We start from the raw sequence: 19,282 nt of genomic DNA, 5'->3' as shown, positions 1-19,282 counted from the left end.
TCGGGCGGTCTTGACCGGTGCGGGACGATGGGACACATGATTCACCGATATGTCGAGGTCTCACTGGTCAAACGTGGAATCACCTGTACGGCCCGATTGCTCGACGATCGCGCGCCGGTCACCTGCGCGGCCGTCTGGGACTCCCTGCCGCTGTCCGGCGACGTCTATCACGCCAAATACGCCCGTAATGAGATCTATGCCCTTTTCCCGCCCTTCGCGCAATCCGAGCCACCGCTGGAGAATCCGACGGTCACCCCCATTCCGGGAGATCTCTGCTATTTCTCCTTCGCGGGCGCGGAACTGGGCACCAAGGCCTACGGCTACGACCGCGAGGTCGGCCCTGGCGTCACGGTCGTGGACCTGGCCCTGTTCTACGAGCGCAACAACCTGCTGCTGAACGGCGACGTGGGCTGGGTGCCCGGCATCGTCTGGGGTCAGGTCGTCAAGGGCCTGGCGGAGATGGCCGACGGGTGCAACGACCTGTGGCGCACGGGCGCGGCGGGGGAGACCCTCAGCTTCCGGCGGGCGTGACCCCGGGCCCTCAGGGCCTCTCGTGTGGATCATGCCGGGCTCGCGGGCCCCGGCCTGATCCACACGAAAGACCCTGGGCCGCCCCGGACTCGTACAGCGCGTGGGCCGCCCGCAGCACCAGCGCGTCGGCATGGCGGGCGGCCACGAGCTGGACGCCGATCGGCAGCCCGGCCGTGTCGGTGCCGACGGGGACGGTCGCCGCGGGCTGCTGAGTCAGGTTGAACGGGTAGGTGAACGGGGTCCAGCCCGTCCACCGCCGGTGGCCGGACCCCTTCGGCACCTCCACGCCCGCCTCGAACGCGGTGCGGGGCACGGTCGGGGTGACCAGCAGGTCGTAGGTGTCGTGGAAGCGGCCCATGCGCCGGCCCAGATCCATCCGGACGTCGACCGCCGCCAGGTAGTCCAGCGCCGACCGGCGCGCCCCGGTGGCGCAGATCTCGAGCAGTCCGGGATCCAGCAGCCCGCGCTGCTCACGGGTGAGGTGCTGCACCACCCGCGCGGCCCCCGCGAACCACAGGGTGTGGAAGGCGTCCGCCGGGTCCGAGAAGTCCGGGTCGGTCTCCTCCACGTACGCGCCGAGCGCGGCCAGCCGCTCCACCGCCCGCCGTACCGCCGCCGCGACCTCCGGAGCCACCGCCACCTGTCCGCCCAGCGACGGCGAGTACGCCACCCGCAGCCCCCGCACCCCGCCGTCCAGCCCCTCCCTGAACGAGCCGGGCGCCGGTGCCAGCGCCGACCAGTCGCGGGAGTCCGGCCCGCTGATCACATCCATCAGCAGCGCCGCGTCCGCCGCGTCCCGTGTCATCGGGCCGACGTGCGCCAGCGTGCCGAACGCGCTCGCCGGATACAGCGGCACCCTCCCGTACGTCGGCTTCAGCGCGAAGATCCCGCAGAACGCCGCCGGGATACGGACACTGCCCCCGCCGTCCGTCCCCAGGGCCAGCGGCCCCGCGCCCAGCGCCACGGACGCCGCCGCGCCCCCGCTGGAGCCGCCCGCGGTGCGCGCCGGGTCGTACGGGTTGCGGGTGATGCCGCTGAGCGGGGAGTCCGTCACGGCCTTCCAGCCGAACTCGGGGGTCGTCGTCTTGCCGAGGAAGACGGCGCCGTGCTCCCGCAGCCGCGCCACCGACGGCGCGTCCTCGTCCCAGCGGCCCGCCGGGTCGACGGCGCGCGAGCCGCGCAGGGTCGGGGCGCCGCGCAGCAGCAGGATGTCCTTCACCGTGACCGGCACCCCGTCGAGCAGTCCGTGCGGCTCGCCGCGCCGCCACCGCTCCTCGGACGCGGCGGCCTGTTCCAGCGCCTGATCGGGGAAGAGCCGGACGAACGCGTTCACCTCCGGCTGGATCTCCTGTGCCCGCTCCAGCGTCGCGCGGGCCACTGCCACGGGACCGAACGCGCCGGTGCGGTAGCCGTCGAGGAGCTGCACGGCGGTGAGGGACGTGAGGGCGGTGCGGTCGGTGCCTTGGGTCATCCACGCTCCCGGGAGGTCAGGGGTGCCGGGTTGGTCAGGGGTGCCGGGCGGGCCGGCGGGTGCCGGGTCGGTCAGTGTCCGGGTACATACCCAAGCTGCTTGTCGACCACGTTCACCAGTGGCTTGCCGGCGGCCCAGAGCTCGTACAACTCCACGAACTGGGCGCCGAGTTCGTCCCGCCACCCCAGGGTGTCCCCGCTCATGTGCGGTGACACGATCAGTCCCGGCACGTCCCACAGCGGGCTGTCCGGGGTGAGCGGCTCGGACGCGAAGACGTCCAGGGCGGCGCCCGCGATCCGGTGCTGCTCCAGCGCCTCGGCGAGCGCCTCCTCGACGACCAGCGGTCCGCGGCCGACGTTGACGAAGTGGGCGGACGGCTGCATCAGTCCGAAGCGGCGGGCGTCGAACATGCCCCGGGTCGGCTCGGTGAGCGGCGCGGCGGCGACCACCCAGTCGGCGCGGGCGATCAGCCGGTCCAGATCCTCGGTGCCGTGCACGGCCGCGGTGCCGTCCGACCCCGCGCGCGCGGTACGGCCGACCAGCGCGGTGGTGACGCCGAGTGCCTCGAGCGTGCCGGCGACCGCCCGGCCGATCGGCCCCGACCCGACGACGCAGGCACGGGTCCCGGCGACCCTGCGCGACGCACGGTGGAGCCAGGTCCGTTCCCGCTGGAACGCCAGCGTCCGCGGCAGATCCTTCGCCATCGCCAGCACGAGCGCGGCGACGTACTCGGCGATCGGCCGGTCGAAGACACCGCGCGCGTTGGTGACCACCGTGTCGGAGGCGGCGAGTTCCGGACACATCAGATGGTCCACGCCCGCGCTCGCCGTGTGCACCCAGCGCGGCCTGGGGCCCTCGCCCGGCCAGGCGGCGCGCACCGCGTGCGAGGTGAAGTCCCAGACCAGCAGCACGTCGGCGGCCGGAAGCCGCTCGGTGAGCGTCGAGGCGTCCGCGTGCTCGATCCGGACCCTGCCGGTCAGCCGGCCCAACCGGGGCGGCGGATCGGCGTCCAGGACGAGCAGCGTGGGGAGGGGCCCGGGGCCGGTCGAGGGGGTCTTCAGGGGGGAGGTCATGGCCGCCTTTTCCCCGGGAGGACCGGAAGTCTGAGATGTACGGATTGACCACGCTGGCACCCCGAACCTACCGTCGTCAACACGGGCGTTTCCACGAACCGTTGCGTGCTCGTCTCTCACCGTGAGGCCGGTGCTGACATGGACGTCTCCTTTCTCGGCGGACCAGGCCCGCAGCGCGGTGTCGGTGTGGTCGCCCCCTTCGACTTCGCGCTGGACCGCGAGCTGTGGCGGTGGACGCCCGACGACGTGTCCCTGCATGTCACCCGAACGCCGTACGTGCCGGTCGAGGTGAGCCTGGACCTCGCCCGCGTGATCAGCGAACACGAGACCCTCGGCAACGCCGTGAGCACCCTCGCCGAGGTCACCCCCGAGGTCGTCGCGTACGCCTGTACGTCGGGCAGCTTCGTCGGCGGGGTCATGGGCGAGCACGCCATGTGCGAGGCGATGAGCAGGGCCGGTTCGGTCCCCGCGATCACCACCTCGGGCGCGCTGCTGGAGGCACTGGTGGAGCTGGACGTACGGCGGCTGGCGCTGGTGACGCCCTACACCGTGTCGGTGACCCGGGCGCTGGAGGAGTACGTGGCGCAGGCCGGAGCCACGGTCACCGGCTGCGCGTACATGGGCCTGACCCGGCAGATCTGGAAGGTCACCTACCGCGAGGTGGTCGACATGGCCCGGCGGGCGGCGGTGCGCGGCCGGCTCGGCGCGGCGGACGCGCTGTTCCTGTCCTGCACCAATCTGCCGACCTACGACGTGATCCCGCAGCTGGAGGCGGAACTGCGCATACCGGTGATCTCGGCCAACCAGGTGACCATGTGGGCGGCGTTGCGCCGACTGGGTACCCGGGCGGTGGGACCGTATCAGGCGCTGATCGACACGTCGGCGCGCACCGGCACCAGCACCGGTAACGAGAGCGCACTGCCGGGCCCGGCGGCCGGCTCCGTAGTGCCGGCCGCCGGGCCGGTGGTGCCGACCGGCTCCGCACTGCCGGAAGGGCAGGAGCCACCGGAGGTGCGGGGCGTGCACGGCGTGTCTGGCGCACAGGGTGTGCCGGGCGCGCAGGGCGTGTCCGGTGTGCCGGACGAGAAGCAGCAGGAAGGCTGGACATGACCGCACTGGGATTCCTCTACCCCGGACACTCCGCCGAGGACGACTATCCGCGCATCGAGCAACTGCTGGGCAGCGACATCCGGATGGACCTGGTGCACACCGACATCGGTGAGGACGCGCACCGGGCCGACGCCCTGTTCGCGATGGGCTCGGTCGACCGGCTCGCGACCGGTGTCCAGGCACTGCGGCTCACGGGCGCCGACGCCGTCGTGTGGGCCTGCACCAGCGGCGGCTTCGTCCGCGGCTGGGACGGCGCCCACGAACAGGTGCGCACGCTCGCCCGTACGGCGGGCATGCCCGCGTCCTCCACCTCCTTCGGCTTCGTGCACGCGGCGCGGGAGATCGGGGCCCGGCGGGTCGCCGTCGGCGCGACCTACCCGGACGATGTGGCCGCGCTCTTCGTGGAGTTCCTGGCGGCCGACGGGATGGAGGTGACCGGGGTCACCGCCGCGGGGATCGTCACGGCGGCGGAGGTCGGCAGCTGGGGCGAGGTCGAGCTGTTCGCCCTCGCCCGCGCGGCCGACCGCCCGGACGCCCAGGCCCTGCTGCTCCCCGACACGGCCCTGCACACGGCCGCCCACATCCCGGCCCTCGAGAAGGAGCTCGGCAAACCGGTCCTCACCGCCAACCAGGTCACCGTCTGGGAGGGGCTGCGCCTGGCCGACCGCCGGGTGAACGCGCCGAGCCTGGGCGCCCTGTTCACGCGGGAACCGATCGTGCAGGTGTAGGGGCGGGGCAGCGGGCGGGGCCTCCCGGCACCGGCCGCGTCCCTGTCGGGCGGTGGGCCGAGCCCCTGCCGGGAACAAGCGGGGGCCACCTCCTGTTGAGGGATTGGCGAGAAGCGTCACTTGAAACAGGAGGCACCCCACCGTGGCCGCAGACGACACCGCAGGCGCCGAGGGCCGAGGAGCCGACGAGATTCGAGGCGTGAGGCACGGCTCGGCGCCCGTTCCGCTGTCCGTGCTGGACCTGGTCACGGTCGGCGCCGGTCAGACCGCCTCCGACGCGCTGCGCACCAGTGTCGATCTCGCCCGGCTCGCCGAGGCGCGCGGCTTCCACCGCCACTGGGTCGCCGAGCACCACTCCATGCCGGGTGTGGCGTCCTCGTCCCCGGCCGTGATCCTCGCCCACCTCGCCGCGTACACCGAGCGCATCCGGCTCGGTTCGGGCGGGGTGATGCTGCCCAACCACGCCCCGCTCGTCATCGCCGAGCAGTTCGGCACGCTGGAGGCCATGGCACCCGGCCGGATCGACCTGGGCCTCGGCCGCGCCCCCGGCACCGACGGCGCCACCGCCGCCGCGCTGCGCCGCAGTGACAGGCTGAACGAGGGCGCCGACGACTTCCCCCAGCAGCTCGCCGAGCTGATCCGCTTCCTGGACGACGACTTCCCCGACGGTCACCGCTACCGCCGGATCCACGCCGTCCCCGGCCCGGTCCAGGCGACCTCGCCGGGCGGGGTGCAGTCGCCGCACCGCCCGCCGGTCTGGCTGCTCGGTTCCTCCGGGTTCAGCGCCCGGCTGGCCGGCATGCTCGGTCTGCCCTTCGCCTTCGCCCACCACTTCTCGGCGCAGAACACGATTCCCGCGCTGGACCTCTACCGCGAGTCGTTCAGCCCGAGCGACATCCTCGACGAGCCCTACGCCCTGATAGGCGTCTCCGCGCTCGCGACCGAGGACGAGAAGGAGGCCCGGCGCCAGGTCCTGGCCGCCGCGCTCAACATGGTCCGGCTGCGCTCCGGCCGCCCCGGCCTGGTTCCCACGCCCGAGGAGGCCCAGGCGCATCCGTTCTCGCCGATGGAGCAGGACTTCGTCGACTCGTGGAACGCCAACGTCGTGCACGGCACGCCGGACGAGGTCCGCGCCGGTCTGGACGACCTGCAGAAGCGCACCGGCGCCGACGAGCTGATGATCACGGCCAACGCGCACAGCAGTGACGTACGCCTGCGGTCCTACGAACTCATCGCGGACGCCTACGGGTTGCCGACGACGTCCGCCTGAACCCCTGGGGTGCCCAGCAGTTCGGAGATGCGATCCGGCGGTACCGGACGGGAGTACAGCCAGCCCTGACCGGTGTCGCACCCGATCCGGCGCAGCCGGGTGGCCTGCGCCGAGGTCTCCACGCACTCCGCGGTGACCGTCAGCCCCAGCCGGTGGGCGAGCTGCACCATCGCCTCGACGATGGCCTCGTCCGCCGGGCTGGGCGCCGCGGCCCGGTCCTCGTACTGGAAGCCGCGGACGAACGCACCGTCCAGTTTCAGCACCGACACCGGGAGCCGGCTGAGGTAGGCCAGGTTCGAGTAGCCGGTGCCGAAGTCGTCGATGGCGATGCGTACGCCCATGTCGCTGAGCGCGGTCAGCGCCTGGAGCGGCCGGCCCGAGGAGCCCATCACCGCGGACTCGGTCAGCTCCAGCTGGAGCAGCTGCGGCGCCAGGCCCGTCTCCTTCAGGGTCTCGGCGACATCCGCCACCAGGTCGGAGTCCCACACCTGACGGACCGCCACATTCACGCTGACGAAGATCGGCGGCTCCTCGGGATGCTCGACCTGCCAGCTGCGGGCCTGCCGGCAGGCGGTGCGCAGCACCCAGCGGCCGAGCTTGACGATCGAGCCGTCCTCCTCGGCGATGGAGATGAACCGATTCGGCGTCAGCGTGCCGAACTGCGGATGGTTCCAGCGGACCAGGGCCTCCACCCCGTGCACCCGGTCGTCCTCCATGCCGACCAGCGGCTGGTACTCCAGCGCGAACTCGCCCCGTTCGACGGCGGGACGGAGCGTGGAGGCGAGGGCCTGGCGGGTCATGCGGTGCGCGTTGCGCTCCGGGTCGAACAGCGTCCAGCGGGACTTGCCGTCGGCCTTCGCCCAGTAGAGGGTCGTGTCGGCGGCCTGCATCAGCGCGGTGGGCGTGGTCCCGGCCGCGTGCCGTTCGACCACACCGATGGACGCCGACACCGACAGCCGCTGGCCGGCCACGTCGAAGGGGTCCTGGATCGCGGCGAGCACCGACTCGGCGAGGTCGGCGAGCTGTTCGGTGCCCGTGGAGTCCTCGACCAGCAGCGCGAACTCGTCCCCGCCGAGCCGGGCCACCAGTGGGGTGCCGGCCCTGGCCCGGCCCGCCTCCTCGGCACACAGCGTCAGCCGTTCGGCGACGGCGGCCAGCAGTCGGTCGCCGACGCGGTGGCCCAGGGCGTCGTTGATGGCCTTGAAGCCGTCGAGGTCCAGGGAGCAGAGCCCGATCCGGCCGGTGCCGCTCTGCTCGTAGGACTCCGCCTCCAGGGCGGCCGTCAGTCGTTCGAAGAACAGGGTGCGGTTGGGCAGCCGGGTCACCGGGTCGTGCATCTGCAAGTGCCGCAGCCGGGCCTGGAGTTCATGACGGGAGCTGACGTCGGCGACCGAGAGCAGCACGCCGTGCGCGTCGTGCGCGTCGTGTTCGCCGTGTTCGTTGGGCTCGCCGTGGGCGGCACCGTCGTCCGGGGGGAGCGGGGTGACCGACACCTGCACCCACAGGGAGTGCCCCTCGGGGTGCTTGAGCCGGCGCGTGCAGCGCAGCCGGCCCTGCCGGCCGCTCAGCAGGTCGCGGTAGGCGTGCCAGGCGCGGGCGTCGGAGGAGAGGTCCACCAGGTCGGCGGCGATCGCACCGGTCAGGGTGTCCGGGGCGCGGCCCAGCAGGGCGGCGAGCGTGCCGTTGGCGCTGATCACCCTGCCGTCACGGCCGACCACGGCCATGGCGAGCGGAGCGGCCGCGAAGACCGAGCGGTAGGACGGAGGCGGGGGGCGGTCGGCACGCCCGGTACGGGGCGGGGCAGTGGACTCACCCTCCGTGACGGTCGGCCGGTTGGGATCTGTTGCGGGCGTCGGCCCTTGGGACGTTCCGCTCACCGCTCGCTCCCGCCGTGCACTCGATCGCCGTCCGTGCCGGAAAGCCTCAGGAATGTCTCAGGAAAGTGTGCCGATCATAGAGGCCTCCCTGAAGCCGTTCCAGTCACTGTCCAGTGTCCAGGACGGTCCCGCATCTCTGCCAGATCGTTTCTGCTCGGAGGTGGGCGACTTCTTCAGGCCTCCGACCAGTTGTGACGTTCCGTGAGTGGTTCGGGGTGTCATCCGTGACCGGACTTCGCGGCCCCTCACCCGTCCGGTGTAGATAAACAGGGCGTACTACTGCAAACCGTCACAACCTGGGTGCGGTGTCCCGTGAACCGTCTCCCGGAGGTCTCCGTGCCGCGTCAGCTCCCCCTGAGAGGACTCGGCCGTGAGACTCCGAGGGGGTTGGGCCGTCCGGGGGTGACGGGGCGGCCGAGGGCGGGGCTCCCGAGGTCGGACCGGCTGGGATTCGGCGGTCCGCCGGCGCGCCCCCGGCTGCGCGGTACCACGGCCGTGTGCACCACCATGTCGGCGCTCGCGGCGACCTCCATGGTGACCGCCCCCGCCGGGGTCGAGCCGTTCTCCGCGGCGCCGTGCGCCCTGATCCGCACCGACGCGCACCACTCCGAGGGCCTGGACACCTGGAACGCCGCCTACCCCCGCCCGGCCGGCCGGCTGCACGCGGTCATGGTGTTCCTGTCCTTCCCGGACTCGCACCCGCTGACCACCCCCGAGGAGCTGGCCGCCGACCACTTCCCCGCCACCAGCGACTTCTTCCACCGGGCCTCCTACGGCAGGTTCTCCCTGCACCCGCACGCCCTGCGCGACTGGATCCGGATGCCACGCCCGTCCACCGCGTACGCCATACGGCGTGACTGGACCATGCGGCACCGGACCGCCTATCTGCGCGACGCGCTCGCCGCGGCGGATCCGCGGGTCGACTTCTCGCAGTACGACGTCGTGTACTTCGTCGCCGACCCGGACGCGCCCGGTGTGGACTCCGACGCCACGAAGGTCGTCAACCTGGACACCCCGCTGCGGGCGGACGGCACCGACATCCGCCGGGTCGTCACCGTGTTCGAGGACCATCCCCCGGACCGGCTGGTCCTCGCCCACGAGACCGGCCATGTCTTCGACCTCCCCGACCTCTACCACCGGCCCGTGGACGGCAAGGGCGACTGGGACACCCATGTCGGCGACTGGGACCTGATGGGCAGCCAGTTCGGTCTCGCGCCCGACCTGTTCGGCTGGCACAAGTGGAAGCTGGGCTGGCTGGAGCCCCGGCAGGTGCGGTGCGTGCAGGGCTCGGAGCCGGTACGGCTGACGCTGGAACCGCTGGGGGCGGGGCCCGGAGTGCCGGTGACGGGTGCCGCCGGGGCGCCGTCCTTCGGGCTGGGCCGGGGCATCAAGCTCGCGGTGGTGCGCACCGGCCCGGACACCGTGCTCGCCTTCGAGGCGCGGGGCCCGGTCAGCGACGACGCGGGCGCCTGCCGGTCGGGGGTGCTGGTCTACCGGGTGCGTGTCACCACCCGGTCCGGTGGCGGCCCGGTCCAGGTGATCGACGCCCACCCGCACACGGAGGCCTGCTGGGGTGACTCGGTCTACCCGCCCCTCGCGGACGCCCCGGTCGCCCTCGGCGAGAGCTTCACGGTGCCGGGGGAGGGCGTACGGGTGGAGGTGGAGGAGCGTACGGCCTCGGGCGCCTGGACGGTGCAGATCAGCGCCGAGCGGGGCCGGGACAGGGGCGGGGGCGGGAGCGCGGGTGGGGGTGGGGGTGGGGGAGACGCGTAAAAGGCCCCTTGCTGTGGCAAGAGGCCTTTCCGTGTCGTGCGCCGCCAGGGACTCGAACCCCGGACCCGCTGATTAAGAGTCAGCTGCTCTAACCAACTGAGCTAGCGGCGCCTGCTGACGTCGTAGACATTAGCACCCTGATCGGCGTGAGGAAAAATCGATATCCGCACGGCCGCGCGGGCCGCCCGTACGGCCGCCCAGAGCAGCACCTCCGGGCCCGGCAGCCAGGGGTGACGCGTGTCCGGGGCCACCAGCCAGCGCGAGCCGGAACGGTCCGCGCGGGAGCCGGGAGCCGGGGCCGGAACGGTCACCGCGTCTCCGGTGCCGTGGCACAGCAGCGGCGGAACCGCGCCCGTACGGCCGGCTTCCCCGGTGTCCCTGCCGCGGGCGTCCCACTCCTCCCATCCCAGCAGCGCGGGCAGCCGCTGGGCGGTGCCGGGCGCCGCGAACAGCAGCATCCGGCCGCGGAACCCGGCCACCGGACCCGAGCCCGGCCCCTCGTCCCACATCCGGTCCAGCATCCGGCGCCCGAAGGTGGAGGGCGCGCTCACCACGTCGAAGACGGAGCCGCAGGGCAGCACGATCGGCGCGCCCGGCCGCTCCTCCCAGAGGGAGAGCGTGCTGCGCGGATACGTTCCTGCGGAGGCGAGCCAGGCGGCACCGTCCGGGGTGACCCCGGTGGCACCGGAGGCACCGGGGTCACCGGTGCCTCCGGTGCCACGGCTGACATCGGAGGCGTTGCGTGTACTGCTCATGCCGTCTGTCTACCGGCAGTGAGGGAACGGTTTCCCAGGGTTGCGGGAATCGGGGACGCGAGGGAGGGGAGGGGGTATCGTGCCCACCTGGCATATGTCACACCTGTTCGACCGGGCGGACCCGGGGCCCGGTGGGGGTGCCGTACGGGGAGCGTCGTGCCTCACACAGGGTCTATGGGGCCCCGGCCCTCGCCCCCGCGCAGCAGATCCCGGCCGAACTCGGCCATCTTCTTCGCGTAGTCCTCGGTCCACTCGGCCCGCTCGGCGATGTCGGCGGTCGTCAGCCGGTCGAAGCGCCGGGGGTCGGCCAGTTGGGCCGCCGCCATCGCCTGGAACTCCATCGCCCGGTCCGCCGCCGCACGGAACGCGAGCGTCAGTTCCGTCGCCCGCTCCAGCAGCGCGCCCGGGTCGTCGATCGACTCCAGGTCGAAGAAATGCTCCGGATCGGCGGCTGCTGCCGTGGGCTCGAACAGCAGGGGCGCGGGGCGTAGCCGCGGTTCGTCCCGACGCGGCGTGGGCTCCGCCATGTCTTCTCCTTCGTTCTTGCTCGTGCGTGCGCTTCGACCCACTGGGAGGAGCGGGCCACCTTCCATTCTCCCGCGCCCCGCAAGAGGGCCTCGGGGCCGGTGAGGTCAGGGCTGCCGGGCGACCCGGTGCCGGGTGAGGTGGGCGGGGCCGTGTGATTGGCTTCCCCGCCCGTCCGGGGCTGTGATCATCGGCCGTCTCCGGCGGCGTGCCGGGCTCCGTCCGGCGGATTGGGCGGCGTCGTGCTGATCGTCTGGTGGGCAGGTGCCGGAGTGGCGGTCAGGGCTGCCGGGCGACCCGGTGCCGGGTGAGGTGGGCGGGGCCGTGTGATTGGCTTCCCCGCCCGTCCGGGGCTGTGATCATCGGCCGTCTCCGGCGGCGTGCCGGACTCCGTCCGGCGGATTGGGCGGCGTCGTGCTGATCGTCTGGTGGGCAGGTGCCGGAGTGGCGGTCAGGGCTGCCAGGTGACCCGGTGCTGTGCGAGGTGTGCCAGGACCGTGTGGTTGGCCTCCCAGCCGTCCGGGAACTTCACGAGGGTGCCCAGCTGGACCGGTTCCGTCGACGGGTACGCGTCCAGCAGCTCGCCGACGCCCGCCCGGCACACCACGATGCAGGCGTGCCGGTGCCGGGAGGCGAGCACGCACAGTCGGCCCGTCTCCAGGTGGAAGGCGGTGGCGTCGGGGCGGCCGGACAGCGGGTGCAGCACCACCGTGACGTCGAACTCCCGCCCCTGGAGCCGGTTCGCCGTGTCGACGGTGACGTCCGCCGCCCCCAGCTCGGCCAGCGCCGCCCGTACCGCCGCCGCCTGGTCGCGGTGCGCGGTGCCGACGGCGATCCGGTCGGCGGTGAGCGGCACGGCCTTCGGGGACCGCTCCGAGACCGACGCGCCCTCCCGGTCCAGCAGCCGGCGGACCACCAGCGCCACCGCCCGCACCGCCTCCGGGTCGGTGCGCGGGGTGTGCCGGGCGGGCAGCTCCAGCAGGCCCCAGCCGGACTCGGCGGCCTCGTCGATCACCCGGTCGGGCCCCGAACCGTCCGAGGGGACCCCGAGCACGAGCCGCCGGTCGCCGTGCCCGGTGCCGCTGCGGAACGGCGTGTACGGGTAGAACGCGTCCGACACCAGGGGCGCCGCCGAGGCGGGCAGCCGCCACGACACCGGCAGGCGGTGCTGCGGCAGCTCGGGATTGTGCGCGAGCAGCGTGGTCACGGCGGACGCGGACGGGTCGTACGACAGCCCCGCCCACTGCTCGCCGCCTACGATCGAGAACGGGTCCAACTGTCCCGGATCTCCCACGAACAGTGCCCGCTCGAACAGCCCGGCCACGGCGAGCAGCGCGTCCGAACGCATCTGGTACGCCTCGTCGACGATCGCGTGCGCCCACGGCTCGACGCCCTTGACGTGCGCCCACTTGGCGGCCGTCGAGACGACCACGTCGAGCCCGGCGAGATCGGCCGCCTTCGCCGACTTGCGGACGTTGTCCAGCCCGTCGAGCGCCCTGTCGTACGGGTCGGTGTCGCTGCTGTGCAGCCGGCCGACCGGCAGCCCGGGGTTCTTCTCGGCGAGCCGCAGCACCAGGTCGTCGACCTGGGCATTGGTCTGCGCCACCACCATCAAGGGGCGGCCCGCGTCGGCCAGCTCCAGTGCCGCGCGGACCACGAGGGTGGACTTGCCGGCGCCGGGCGGGGAGTCGACGACCACACCGCGGGCGGTGCCGTGCAGGGTGTCGCGCAGGATCGCGTCGGTGGCACGGGTGGCGGCCGCGCCGGCGTCGAGTACGGCCTCTTGGGCAGGGGGGATCACCGAGAGTTCCAGCCCATCGACGGATGGTGGTATCGCGGCGTGCTGAGCGAGAGCCAAGCCGGCACAGCAACCTCCAATCTCTGGGGAAACCGAGCTGGTGCCAACCCGGCTGGTGCCGATCGCGTAAGACCTGGTCGTTCGCTGAGCGACGGGGCAGCGTGAGCCAGGAATCCTCCTCGTTCGCGAGGGGGAGGGTTCAAAGGACGTCCTCCTCGGTCACCGGGTCGGCGGCCTCCGGTGTGGCGGCCGCGGCACCGGGCGGGCCGCCGTGGGTCCACGGGGTCTCCTCCGGGTCGGGGAGCTTCGCCCCGCCGCGCGGCTCGTGTTCGAACAGCGTGAAGCAGAGCCGGTCGCCCTTCTCCGGCACCGACCCCGCCTCGGGCTCCTTGCCGCGGCCCATTCTGTCCAGGATCCGCAGGACGAGCAGGGACCCGTCTGCTTCCAGGGCCTCCACGGCGACGAACTCGGCCGTCTGCGGCTTCCCGCCCAGCGAGCGGTACACCCGGGTCCGCACGCCGAGGTGCGGACGGTCGTCCGTGCGGACGGTGACCAGCGGGCGGGGGCTCGGCCGCTTGCTCTCGCTGTACGCCATGACGACGTCGGTGACCTCGCCCGCGAACGCCTCCCCGGACAGTCGCCGGCCCGCCATCACCAGCGGATCGTCCAAGGCCTCCTGCGCTTCCAGCCGGGCCTGCTCCCGCTCGCGCGTGGCGAGCTTGTTGGCCGCGGTCACCGCGTCGTCGCGGCGCGGCTGCGGCGGCTCTCCGGCCAGCACCCGGTCCCGGTGGCCGGTGAACGACCAGCGGTCGCGCGTCCACCGCTCCTCGACCCGCGCGCCCTTTGGCAGCGCGCGCAGCAGGTCCAGGCCCCGCCACACCGCGTCCCAGGTGGGCCGCGTACGACTCTCCACCAGGGCGCGGATCTCCCGCTCCGCCGCTGTCAGCGCGCCGAGCCGCTCGTCGGCCTCCAGGCCGTCCTGTGCGGCGGCGAGCGCGGTACGGGCGCGGTCGTACCGTTCGATCGCCGGGGCGAGCAGCTTGTTGTCGAACGCGGGGTCGGTCGCCGGGCCCGCGGGCGGGCACCGCAACTGCCCGTCGGCGCCCCGCGCCAGCTCCGCCTCCTGCGCGGCCTCGGCGCCCGAGCGGCCCACGGGCGGGTCGATCCACGCGAGCAGTGCTCCCAGGTGCTGGTCCTCCAGGGTGGACTGCCCGGTCGCCCAGTGCCGGCCCAGCAGATCGGTCATGGCCGGCAGCAGCGACGACCCGGGCACCCGGGCCCGCTCCCCGAAGTGCGTCAGCCACCGCCCGAGCAACGGCACCCGGGGCGGCGCAGGGAAGGGCGCCTCCGGGTCCTGCTCCGCCGTGCGCCTGAACCGTGTGGAACGGCCGAGGAGCCGTACGAGGTCGACACCGGCCCGGCTCGGCACGATCAACTGCGGTGCGTCCGCGCACAGTTCGACCTCGACCTTGACCCGCTTGCCGGTCTCCGGGTCGGTCTCGCTGCGCTCCGCGGCCTCCACGGCCTCGGCGCAGCTGTCGATGTAGGGCAGGACCACGTCGGCCAGTTCGGCCAGGAACGCGAACCTGAGGTCGCGGTCGCGCGGCTGCGGTACGGCCAGCAGCCGGGGCGCGTCCCGGTCGGTGCCCACCAGCGCGCCGAGCGGGGCGCCCGCCTCACCGGCGGTGGTCAGCGGCACGAACACCAGGGGCCGCTCGGACAGATACCGGTGCCGGACGGTGGCGGCGGGCTGGGCGCGGCCGGTGCTGACGGCCTCGAGGCGGGCGAGGGTGGCGATCAGAGACAAGGGGCCACCTCCGCGGGGGCGGTTCCCGCCACGCCGGCGAGGGCCTGCGTGCCGGTGAACGCTTCCGCTCCGGCGAGTGCCTCCGTGCGCAGTGCCGCCGCCCTGCGCAGGGCGGCGACCGTCGGATCGTCGGGGTCACCGAGTTCGCCGCGGGCCGCCGCCAGTACGTCCTCGACCGTCGTCAGGCCGCCCAGTTCGGCACGGACCGGGCGGCCCAGGGTGGTCACCGCGTCCTGCGCGCGGGAACGGTCCCGGCAGTGGAAGGCCAGCTCGCACGCGGACAGGCACTCCGGCGCGTAGCTCGCCGGGACGGACTCCACGGACGCCGTCAGCTGCTCGCGGGGCAGTTCGGGGGCGAAGCAGGTGCCTTCGGGGAGGGTGTCCGCGATGTTCTCGATGCGGGTGAGCCGGGCCAGCTGACGGGCGGTCACCGCGCGCTGCTTGCGCACGTCCACGGCGGACGCGGTCGGCAGGTTGGAGAAGTCCTTGGGGCACACCAGCAGGATCCGGTGCCGCACCCGGGGAGCCCCGCCAGGGGCGCCAGGGGAGCCCGGGGCGCCCGGGGCGGTGGCGAGGCGGGCGGCGACCTCCTCCAGCGCGAGTACGTACACCGCCGCCTGCCGGGCGGCCGCGCCGACCTTCGCCGGATCGGCGGACCCGTCCAGCAGGGGGAAGGACTTGATCTCCACGATCGTCCAACTGCCGTCCGGGTGCACCACCACCGCGTCCGGCTCCAGGAAGGCCGGGGAGCCGGCGACGTCCAGCGCGAGCAGCGGATGGTCGAGCAGCGTCCACTCGCCCGGCGCCAGGACGGCCTCGCCCAGCGCCAGTTCCGTACGCGCCGCACGCCCCTCGTGGCCCGCCGCGGACAGGTCGGGCACGCGCGTGGCGGTGGGTGGTTCGGCCGAGCGGTCCAGCTTCTCGTGGACCAGCCGCAGCAGTTCCGTACCGCCGTCGGCCTTGACCTTGGCCTCGAACGCGTTGCCCCGGACGAACGCGAACTGGGACTGGCCGAAGGCCGACGGGGAGCCCAACGCGCCCGCGAGCGTGGTCTTGTCCACCCCCGCGCCGTCGAGGATCGCGCGCCGCTCGCAGCCCGGGTTGGCGGCCAGGGCGGCCAGGGCGCGCGCGTCCAGCGCCTTGGCCCGTACGCCCGGACCGCGCAGCTCAGCGAGCCGGTGCCGCAGCTGTCTCGGCGTCTTCCCCCCGGGCTGGAGGGGAGTCACCCGGCTCGGTTCCGGAGGCGAACCGTGGCTCGAGCTGTCGCTGCCCTGGAAATTGCTCACCCGCGGAAGTCTGGCATCCGTCACTGACAATCGGGGAACCCGAGGCGGGAGAGGCCACCGGGACCGGTACGAAGCGCGGCAGCACGCGGGCCTTCAACCGGTCCGTGTTCCGAGACACGACCGGCGCGAGCAGCAGTCCGGCGCCCATCACGGCGGCACCCGCGACCGCGTCGAGGAAGTAGTGGTTGGCGGTGCCCATCACCACGACGACCGTCACCAGCGGATATCCGATGCCGGCCGTCTTCGCCAGGCGTGTACCGCCGTGCCGCCACAGGATCACGCCGCACCACAGGGCCCAGCCCACGTGCAGGCTCGGCATCGCCGCGTACTGGTTGGTCAGGCCGCCCAGGCCCCTGGGGGCGCTGGCCTCACCGGCCCACCAGCCGTACGAACTGTACTGGGCCATGGTGTCGACGAAGCCGTGGCTCGCGTCGAGCAGCCGGGGCGGGCAGGTGGGCAGCAGGGTGAAGCCGATCAGCCCGATGAACGTCGACGTCATCAGCCAGGTGCGGGCGGCGCGGAAGTGCACCGCGCGGGAGCGGAACAGCCAGATCAGGAGCGCGGGCGTCACCAGGTAGTGCAGCGACGCGTACCAGAAGTCGGCCGGTATCCCCAGCCACGGCTCGCGCGTGAGGAGACGGTTCAGCGGGTGCTCGGCGTTGAGGTACAGCGCCTGCTCGATGCGCAGGATCGCCAGACCGTGGTTCACGGCGTCGGTGACATCGCCCCGGACGAGCAGCCGCCCCGCGGAGTAGCAGGCGTACACGAGAAGGATCAGCGGCAACTCGGTCCACCAGCGCAGCCGGGTCGCCGGGGCCCCTTCGGTACCCGGTGTCTCGGTGTGCGGCATCCGATCGCCCTCCCCCTCGTTCCCACGCGACGCCCCCATGGCGATCGGCCACTCTACGGCGTGGACGCGCCCCCACGCAGGCGCCTCGGCCCTGATAGACGCTGCGATCGTCCACCGGGTTGCCCGCATCCAGGGTGCGCGATGATGGAGGGGTTCCGCCTGTGTTTTCTCCGGAAGGTCTCCCATGGCACCGCGCATGCTGCTGGCCCGGCACGGACAGACCGCGTGGTCGCTGTCCGGCAAGCACACCGGCAGGACCGACGTGCCGCTCCTGGACGAGGGCCGGCAGGGCGCCAAACTGCTCGGTGAGCGCCTGCACCGGCCGCCGTACGACGGGATGCCGGGTGTCGAGGTGCGCACCAGCCCGCTCTCCCGCGCGCGGGAGAGCTGCGAACTCGCCGGGTTCGGCGAGCGCGCGCAGCCCTGGGACACCCTCATGGAGTGGCATTACGGCGCCTACGAGGGCCTGACCCCCGCAGAGATACGGGCGGACCGCCCCGGCTGGCTGATCTGGCGGGACGGTGTCCCCGAGGGGGAGACCCTCGCCGAGGTGACCGCCCGCGCGGACGAGGTGGTGGCCTGGGCGCGCTCCGCCGACCGTGATGTCCTGGTCTTCGCCCACGGGCACATCCTGCGCTCCATCGGTGCCCGCTGGCTGGGGCTGCCGCTCGACTTCGCGGCCCGCATCCGCCTCAACCCGACCTCCCTGTCGGTCCTGGGCTGGGCGTACGGGGAACCGGCCGTCGAGAGCTGGAACGACCTGGGGCACCTGGCGGGCTGAACGCCTCGGACCGCCGTCCTTGCCGGTCACCCGCGCGGGGGCCGCTCACACCGCGCGGGGGCCGTTCACACCGCGCGGGGGAGTGAGGCGTGGCGGTCCAGGAAGGCCGAGACGCCCGAGGCGTCGCGGTGCGGGAGCAGGACGCGGGCGGTGCCCGCCAGTATCGTCCGGACCCGGGACGACTGGACCTCCGGCAGCAGGTCCAGGACCCGCATCCCCGCCGCGGCCGCCTCGTCCGGACGTCCACCGCGCGCCAGGTCGTCCGCCAGCTCCGCCGTGTACAGCGCGATGTTGCGGGTGAAGTGCGGGTTCTGGAGCTCCGCCGCCCGCCGCGCGTGCCGGGCCGCCCGCGGCCAGTCGCCCAGGGCGGACCAGCACTGCGCCTCCAGGCCCTCCAGTTCGGCCTCCCCGTAGAAGGTCATCCACTCCGGGTCGGCCGGCGCGGTGCCGCGGTCGAAGTAGGCCTGCGCGCGGGCCAGCGCCTGCTCGCAGCCCGCCCGGTCGGCGAGCCCCGCCCAGCCGCCCGCCTCGCGCAGCGCCAGCAGCGACATCAGCCGGGGCGAGCCGAGCGGGCGCGCGGCCCGCTGCGCGGCCTGGGCCGCCCGCACCGCCTCCCGCGGCCGGCCCGTGTCACGGGCGAGGAACGCCGTGTTGCAGAAGGCGTGCGCCTCGAGCCCCGGGTCCCCCGTCACCCGCGCGGTCGCCAGCGCCTCCGCGTAGTGCGAGCGGGCGTCGTCGAAGCGGCCCGAGTCGTGCGCCAGCCAGCCCACGGAGATGGCCAGTTCACCGGCGCCCGCGTACAGCCGGTCCGCCGTCCGCTGCCGGGTCGCGCCGGCGTCGAGCAGGGCGTAGGCGGCGCGCAGCGGTGCGGCGGACCGCCGGTAGAGGCCGTCGGCCCCGTACCGGTCGTCGAGCAGCCGGATACGGCGGACGGCTTCTTCCAGGGCTCCGGCGTCGCTCGCACCGGGGCGGTGTACGGCGCGTTGTGCCGCCGAGGCGTCCGGGGCGAGCGCGAGCGGGCCCAGTGAGGCGGCGGCCACCGTGGCGCCCCCGCCGGTCATGAATGCGCGACGCAGCACGTCGCTCTCCTTGTAGTCGTGGTGCGTGTGGCACGGGTTCTGCGTGTCGTACGGCTCAGGGGTTCCGCTGCTCTCACTCGTGACGAGCGCCGGGGCCCCGACGGGCGCCGGGGGAGTGTCCCCGTCGTCCCGCGTCCGGCGCCCGCGGACCGACGAGCGGGGTGCGAAGCCCAGGTCGGTCAGCGTGCGGCCGGGGAACATGTGCAGGAACACCCGTTCATAGGCGTAGTTGGGGCAGCGGATCTCGCCCGCCTCCACCCGGTGCACGTACCGCGCGTCACAGCTGACCCGCTCGCCGATCTCGCGAGCGGCCCGGCGGACCGACGCGGCGAACTCGGCCGGCGAGCGCGGTCCGCGCAGTTGCCGGAAGACGAGATTCGGCCGCGGGGGCCGGTCGGGCTGTGACGAGGGCACCGTTGACGACGCCATGGCCGGGTCCTCTCTGCGAACCGTCGAACCATGCCGGACACCAGGGCGGTTCCTTGCGGTTCATCATGGTGTGTCCATGTACCGCGCGGCGCTGCTCTGGTACCGGCGGGCAAGAACGTACCTGCTGTGACGGAGTCAC

General features: G+C 73.4%; 16 protein-coding genes and 1 tRNA gene. 6 read left to right on the top strand and 11 right to left on the bottom strand.

Annotated features, from left to right (window positions below):
• The first annotated feature begins 36 nt into the window (after positions 1–36).
• Positions 37–531, top strand: coding sequence for a DUF3830 family protein (locus ACFPZI_RS29615; RefSeq protein ID WP_381369373.1), 495 nt, complete (start codon positions 37–39; stop codon positions 529–531).
• A 10-nt stretch (positions 532–541) separates the two neighbouring features.
• Here ACFPZI_RS29615 and ACFPZI_RS29610 read toward each other — a convergent pair whose 3' ends face one another.
• Together ACFPZI_RS29610 and ACFPZI_RS29605 are read right to left on the bottom strand one after the other, a co-directional pair.
• Positions 542–2,002 carry an amidase gene (locus tag ACFPZI_RS29610; protein ID WP_381369370.1) on the bottom strand — a complete coding sequence of 487 codons (1,461 nt, stop codon included), beginning with the start codon at positions 2,000–2,002 and terminating at the stop codon, positions 542–544.
• Between the two features lie 71 nt (positions 2,003–2,073).
• On the bottom strand, positions 2,074–3,075 hold the full coding sequence (locus ACFPZI_RS29605) for a D-2-hydroxyacid dehydrogenase (RefSeq protein WP_381369367.1): 1,002 nt from the start codon (positions 3,073–3,075) through the stop codon (positions 2,074–2,076).
• A 138-nt stretch (positions 3,076–3,213) separates the two neighbouring features.
• Here ACFPZI_RS29605 and ACFPZI_RS29600 point away from each other — a divergent pair, with 138 nt between their 5' ends.
• The 3 genes from ACFPZI_RS29600 (at position 3,214) to ACFPZI_RS29590 (ending at position 6,183) form a co-directional block, all read left to right on the top strand.
• A complete protein-coding gene (locus ACFPZI_RS29600) occupies positions 3,214–4,185 on the top strand; it encodes a maleate cis-trans isomerase family protein (protein WP_381369364.1) in 972 nt (323 codons plus the stop codon).
• Positions 4,182–4,913, top strand: coding sequence for a maleate cis-trans isomerase family protein (locus tag ACFPZI_RS29595; protein ID WP_381369361.1), 732 nt, complete (start codon positions 4,182–4,184; stop codon positions 4,911–4,913). Before ACFPZI_RS29600 ends, ACFPZI_RS29595 begins: the two co-directional genes overlap by 4 nt.
• Positions 4,914–5,055: 142 nt before the next feature.
• The gene (locus ACFPZI_RS29590; RefSeq protein WP_381369358.1) at positions 5,056–6,183 is read left to right on the top strand and encodes an LLM class flavin-dependent oxidoreductase; all 1,128 of its coding nucleotides are present in this window, start codon (positions 5,056–5,058) and stop codon (positions 6,181–6,183) included.
• Here the strand turns inward: ACFPZI_RS29590 and ACFPZI_RS29585 are convergent.
• On the bottom strand, positions 6,156–8,060 hold the full coding sequence (locus ACFPZI_RS29585; protein WP_381369355.1) for a putative bifunctional diguanylate cyclase/phosphodiesterase: 1,905 nt from the start codon (positions 8,058–8,060) through the stop codon (positions 6,156–6,158). The two genes, ACFPZI_RS29590 and ACFPZI_RS29585, sit on opposite strands and share 28 nt — an antisense overlap.
• A gap of 336 nt (positions 8,061–8,396) precedes the next feature.
• On the opposite strand from ACFPZI_RS29585, the gene ACFPZI_RS29580 reads away from it, so the two are divergent.
• Positions 8,397–9,833, top strand: coding sequence for a M6 family metalloprotease domain-containing protein (locus tag ACFPZI_RS29580; RefSeq protein ID WP_381369502.1), 1,437 nt, complete (start codon positions 8,397–8,399; stop codon positions 9,831–9,833).
• A 37-nt stretch (positions 9,834–9,870) separates the two neighbouring features.
• On the opposite strand, the gene ACFPZI_RS29575 is transcribed toward ACFPZI_RS29580, so the two are convergent.
• From ACFPZI_RS29575 to ACFPZI_RS29545, 7 genes are all read right to left on the bottom strand, one after another.
• A tRNA-Lys gene (locus ACFPZI_RS29575) sits at positions 9,871–9,944 on the bottom strand.
• Positions 9,935–10,588 (bottom strand): bifunctional DNA primase/polymerase, encoded by a 654-nt coding sequence (locus ACFPZI_RS29570; protein WP_381369352.1) that lies wholly within the window; start codon positions 10,586–10,588, stop codon positions 9,935–9,937. Before ACFPZI_RS29570 ends, ACFPZI_RS29575 begins: the two co-directional genes overlap by 10 nt.
• Positions 10,589–10,749: 161 nt before the next feature.
• On the bottom strand, positions 10,750–11,115 hold the full coding sequence (locus ACFPZI_RS29565) for a hypothetical protein (protein ID WP_381369350.1): 366 nt from the start codon (positions 11,113–11,115) through the stop codon (positions 10,750–10,752).
• A 449-nt stretch (positions 11,116–11,564) separates the two neighbouring features.
• Positions 11,565–12,914 carry an AAA domain-containing protein gene (locus tag ACFPZI_RS29560; RefSeq protein WP_381369347.1) on the bottom strand — a complete coding sequence of 450 codons (1,350 nt, stop codon included), beginning with the start codon at positions 12,912–12,914 and terminating at the stop codon, positions 11,565–11,567.
• 196 nt (positions 12,915–13,110) lie between these two features.
• Positions 13,111–14,718 carry a hypothetical protein gene (locus tag ACFPZI_RS29555; protein ID WP_381369344.1) on the bottom strand — a complete coding sequence of 536 codons (1,608 nt, stop codon included), beginning with the start codon at positions 14,716–14,718 and terminating at the stop codon, positions 13,111–13,113.
• Positions 14,709–15,944, bottom strand: a complete 1,236-nt coding sequence (locus tag ACFPZI_RS29550) for a hypothetical protein (protein ID WP_381369341.1) — start codon at positions 15,942–15,944, stop codon at positions 14,709–14,711. The genes ACFPZI_RS29555 and ACFPZI_RS29550 overlap by 10 nt, the downstream gene beginning before the upstream one ends.
• On the bottom strand, positions 15,886–16,854 hold the full coding sequence (locus ACFPZI_RS29545) for a phosphatase PAP2 family protein (RefSeq protein WP_381369338.1): 969 nt from the start codon (positions 16,852–16,854) through the stop codon (positions 15,886–15,888). Before ACFPZI_RS29545 ends, ACFPZI_RS29550 begins: the two co-directional genes overlap by 59 nt.
• A gap of 184 nt (positions 16,855–17,038) precedes the next feature.
• Here ACFPZI_RS29545 and ACFPZI_RS29540 point away from each other — a divergent pair, with 184 nt between their 5' ends.
• Positions 17,039–17,635 (top strand): histidine phosphatase family protein, encoded by a 597-nt coding sequence (locus ACFPZI_RS29540; RefSeq protein WP_381369335.1) that lies wholly within the window; start codon positions 17,039–17,041, stop codon positions 17,633–17,635.
• A 65-nt stretch (positions 17,636–17,700) separates the two neighbouring features.
• Here the strand turns inward: ACFPZI_RS29540 and ACFPZI_RS29535 are convergent, their stop codons facing one another.
• Positions 17,701–19,143 (bottom strand): hypothetical protein, encoded by a 1,443-nt coding sequence (locus tag ACFPZI_RS29535; protein WP_381369332.1) that lies wholly within the window; start codon positions 19,141–19,143, stop codon positions 17,701–17,703.
• Positions 19,144–19,282: the final 139 nt, after the last annotated feature.

Source organism: Streptomyces chlorus, from assembly GCF_042655885.1.
GTDB lineage: Bacteria > Actinomycetota > Actinomycetes > Streptomycetales > Streptomycetaceae > Streptomyces > Streptomyces chlorus.
The sequence above is the reverse complement of the archived record's forward strand: the minus strand, read 5'-3'. Positions and strand labels throughout refer to the sequence as shown.

Excerpts from the sequence above, each read along its gene's own strand:
- ACFPZI_RS29535 (WP_381369332.1), bottom strand. The coding sequence starts at position 19,143 with ATGGCGTCGTCAACGGTGCCCTCGTCACAGCCCGACCGGCCCCCGCGG.
- ACFPZI_RS29600 (WP_381369364.1), top strand. The coding sequence starts at position 3,214 with ATGGACGTCTCCTTTCTCGGCGGACCAGGCCCGCAGCGCGGTGTCGGT.
- ACFPZI_RS29565 (WP_381369350.1), bottom strand. The coding sequence starts at position 11,115 with ATGGCGGAGCCCACGCCGCGTCGGGACGAACCGCGGCTACGCCCCGCG.
- ACFPZI_RS29610 (WP_381369370.1), bottom strand. The coding sequence starts at position 2,002 with ATGACCCAAGGCACCGACCGCACCGCCCTCACGTCCCTCACCGCCGTG.
- ACFPZI_RS29605 (WP_381369367.1), bottom strand. The coding sequence starts at position 3,075 with ATGACCTCCCCCCTGAAGACCCCCTCGACCGGCCCCGGGCCCCTCCCC.
- ACFPZI_RS29570 (WP_381369352.1), bottom strand. The coding sequence starts at position 10,588 with ATGAGCAGTACACGCAACGCCTCCGATGTCAGCCGTGGCACCGGAGGC.
- ACFPZI_RS29615 (WP_381369373.1), top strand. The coding sequence starts at position 37 with ATGATTCACCGATATGTCGAGGTCTCACTGGTCAAACGTGGAATCACC.
- ACFPZI_RS29540 (WP_381369335.1), top strand. The coding sequence starts at position 17,039 with ATGGCACCGCGCATGCTGCTGGCCCGGCACGGACAGACCGCGTGGTCG.
- ACFPZI_RS29595 (WP_381369361.1), top strand. The coding sequence starts at position 4,182 with ATGACCGCACTGGGATTCCTCTACCCCGGACACTCCGCCGAGGACGAC.
- ACFPZI_RS29545 (WP_381369338.1), bottom strand. The coding sequence starts at position 16,854 with ATGCCGCACACCGAGACACCGGGTACCGAAGGGGCCCCGGCGACCCGG.